Origin of the sequence: Novosphingobium piscinae, from assembly GCF_014230355.1 — a bacterium.
Taxonomy (GTDB): Bacteria; Pseudomonadota; Alphaproteobacteria; order Sphingomonadales; family Sphingomonadaceae; genus Novosphingobium; species Novosphingobium piscinae.
The window spans coordinates 1-3126 of record NZ_JACLAX010000042.1 but is presented as its reverse complement, the minus strand read 5'-3'; the positions used below and the strand labels follow the sequence as shown (position 1 = coordinate 3126).

Sequence of the window (3126 nt, the reverse complement as noted above, 5' to 3'; positions counted from 1 at the left end):
TGGTCTGGCCGAGGCCGATATTGCTGGTCTGGAACACCGCCTCATAGGTCAGCGTGCCCGAACGCGAGACCACGCCGACCGAACCCTTCTTGAAGATGTTGGCCGGCATGATGCCGATCTTGCACTCTTCCGGGGTCAGCACGCCCGGGCAGTTCGGCCCGATCAGGCGGCTCTTGCTGCCCGACAGCGCGCGCTTGACGCGGACCATGTCGAGCACCGGAATGCCCTCGGTGATGCAGATGATCAGCTCGACCTGGGCGTCGATCGCTTCCAGGATCGCGTCGGCCGCGCCCGGCGGCGGCACGTAGATGCACGAGGCGGTCGCGCCGGTCGCGGCCTTCGCCTCGGCCACCGTGTTGAACTGCGGCAGCCCGATGTGCGTCGTGCCGCCCTTGCCCGGGGTCACCCCGGCCACCATCTGCGTGCCGTAGTCCAGCGCCGCCTGCGTGTGGAACGCACCGGTCTTGCCGGTCATCCCCTGCGTGATCACCTTCGTGTGCTTGTTGACGAGAATCGACATCAAATGGTCTCCTGGGGAGGCTGGAGGCGCGGGCCGGGACGGATCAGGCGAGGCTGCCGTCGATCGCCTTGCAGGCGACCAGCAGTTCCTTGACCGCGTCGACCGAGACCTGGAAGTTGCCCTTGGCCTCGTCGTCGAGCGCGATCTCGATCACTTCCTCGGCACCGTTCGCGCCGATCACCACCGGCACGCCGACATAGAGCCCGTCGAGCCCGTACTTGCCGTCAACATAGACCGCGCAGGGCAGGATGCGCTTCTGGTCGCCCAGATAGGCTTCGGCCATGGCGATCGCGCTGGTGGCGGGGGCATAGTAGGCCGAGCCGGTCTTGAGCAGGCCGACGATCTCGCCGCCGCCGGCGCGGGTGCGGGCGACGATCGCGTCGATCGCTTCCTTGCTCGACTTGCCCATCTTGACGAGGTCGTCGACCGGGATGCCCGAGACGGTGGTGTAGCTGGTGACCGGCACCATCGTGTCGCCATGGCCGCCCAGCACGAAGGCGTTCACGTCCTTGACCGAAACCCCGAATTCCCAGGCGAGGAAGGTGGCGAAGCGCGCCGAATCGAGCACGCCGGCCATGCCCACCACCTTGTTGTGCGGCAGGCCCGAGAACTCGCGCAGCGCCCAGACCATGGCGTCGAGCGGGTTGGTGATGCAGATCACGAAAGCGTCAGGGGCGTGGGCCTTGATCCCTTCGCCGACCGACTTCATCACCTTGAGGTTGATGCCGAGCAGGTCGTCGCGGCTCATGCCGGGCTTGCGCGGCACGCCCGCGGTGACGATGATCACGTCGGCGCCGGCGATGTCGGCGTAGTCGTTGGTGCCCTTGATCTTGGCGTCGAAGCCTTCGATCGGCCCGCACTGCGCCAGGTCAAGCGCCTTGCCCTGCGGCATGCCCTCGGCGATGTCGAACAGGACGATGTCGCCCAGCTCCTTCTTCGCGGCGAGGTGAGCCAGCGTGCCACCGATCATGCCGGCACCGATGAGGGCGATCTTCTTGCGAGCCATTGATAACCTTCCCTGACGCGGGACCGTGCTTCTCGCGTGGGGCCGCCTGCTGGTGTCCCGCGCAAGTCTCGCAGAGGGCCCTTGTTGCGGGGCCTGCCCTAGGCCCGCGCACGGGCGATTGCAACCGGGAAAATGGCGCGAAACGGCCAATTAGTGCTAACGGTTCGCAATAGCAAAAGATGGCAGGGGCAAGCCTGGGGAAGGCGGCCAGGCCGGCTCCTGCGTCCGGTCAGGGTGGTCGGGCCGGTGGCCGCCTCAGGCGCCGGGCGGGCGCCGCGCCAACCGGCCGGCCATGCGCCGGTCGAGCATGCGGCAGACCGCCAGCCAGTGCCGGTAGCTCTCCGCGTCCTCGCTCAGGAAGGCGTCCTCGGCCTGGTTGCGCGCCTCGGCCGCGGCGCCAAGACCATGCGCCGCGAAGTGCTCGAGGGTCGCGCGCAGCAGCGGATTGTCGATGATCGCGCGGTCGCCCTCGCCATGGTTGTCGTTCACCGCCTGCATGCTCCGGGGAACCGTCAGGTGCCGCGCCAGGGCCGAACCGGGACGGCGGCGGGAGGCGGCGAAGTGGATCGACATCGGGGCGGGGTTCCCTGGCTGTTGCGGTTGTCCAGCTTGTCGCACGTCCGCGCTAAGGGTTGGTGTCGCAGGATGGTTTCGGCTTTGTTTGGATTTGCCCTCCGGGCGGACTGGCGCGGCAGGCCCTGCGTCCGGATGGTCCGGTCAGGTGCCGGGACGCGCGATCCACTGGCCCGACTGGGCATATTCCGGACGGATTCCCTGGCTCTCGGGCAGGGTCTGCGCAGTGTAGAGCGTATCGCCGCCGCGGGCCTGCAGCGCCGGGGCATAGCGCGGCGCGGCATGGCCGGGGGCGGCGCGCGCGGCCCCCGGCGCGGCTGCGCCCGGGATCATGGGGGACGGGGTGAGCGGGCCGGGGCCGGGCAGCCCGGCCTGTGCCGCGCTGTAGCCCTGGGCGAAGGCGCGTTCGATCGCCAGCGGGTCAAGCGCGGCATCGGGCGCGGCCGCGCCGGGTGCGCGCGGCGGCGGGGCGGCCACCGGCTCGCCGCCGCGATAGGCCGCGACGTTGAAGGTCGCCGGAGCGCCGGCCGGGCCACCGAAGCGGTAGAAGCGGTGCGCGCCGATCGTGCCGACGAAGGCCAGGCTGTCGGCCCAGGCGGGGTGCACCGCGATCGTGTGGTAATGCGTGGCAAGGCCGACCGGGGCATAGACCGCGCCGGCCAGCGCGGCGCGGGCGACGGTCTCGGCGCGCAGCCAGAACAGGCGGTTGGGCAGGCGGGCGAGCGCGCCGTCGCAGGTGAAGGTGAACTGGCACCCGGTGGTCCGCTCGGCCCCCTGGTAGACCACCCCGCACACCGTCTTGGGATAGGCCGGATGCGCCACGCGGTTGAGCACGACCTGCGCCACGGCGCGCTGCCCGGCATCGGGCTCGCTCGCCGCCTCATAGTAGATCGCCTGGGTCAGGCAGGTCAGCGCACGCACCCGGTCGATCGCGCTGCCGCCCGCGCGCAGCGCGCGGGCCGCCGGCCCGGCCGCGGCCGCGGCGTCCCAGTGCGCGCCCGGATCGAGCGGCGTCGCGGCGCCCGAG

Annotated in this window: 4 protein-coding genes; all 4 read right to left on the bottom strand. The window is 70.6% G+C overall.

All coding sequences use genetic code 11. From position 1 onward, the window contains the following. On the bottom strand, positions 1-520 hold a 520-nt coding region (locus H7F53_RS17520; RefSeq protein ID WP_425498162.1), incomplete at its 3' end, for a succinate--CoA ligase subunit alpha. Between the two features lie 43 nt (positions 521-563). Further along, positions 564-1526, bottom strand: a complete 963-nt coding sequence (gene mdh, locus H7F53_RS17515) for a malate dehydrogenase (RefSeq protein WP_185680803.1) — start codon at positions 1524-1526, stop codon at positions 564-566. A gap of 255 nt (positions 1527-1781) precedes the next feature. Continuing rightward, a complete protein-coding gene (locus H7F53_RS17510; protein ID WP_185680802.1) occupies positions 1782-2099 on the bottom strand; it encodes a hypothetical protein in 318 nt (105 codons plus the stop codon). A gap of 144 nt (positions 2100-2243) precedes the next feature. Continuing rightward, a partial coding sequence (locus tag H7F53_RS17505; protein ID WP_185680801.1) for a cell wall hydrolase occupies positions 2244-3126 on the bottom strand: 883 nt, incomplete at its 5' end.

Excerpts from the sequence above, each read along its gene's own strand:
- mdh (WP_185680803.1), bottom strand. The coding sequence starts at position 1,526 with ATGGCTCGCAAGAAGATCGCCCTCATCGGTGCCGGCATGATCGGTGGC.
- H7F53_RS17510 (WP_185680802.1), bottom strand. The coding sequence starts at position 2,099 with ATGTCGATCCACTTCGCCGCCTCCCGCCGCCGTCCCGGTTCGGCCCTG.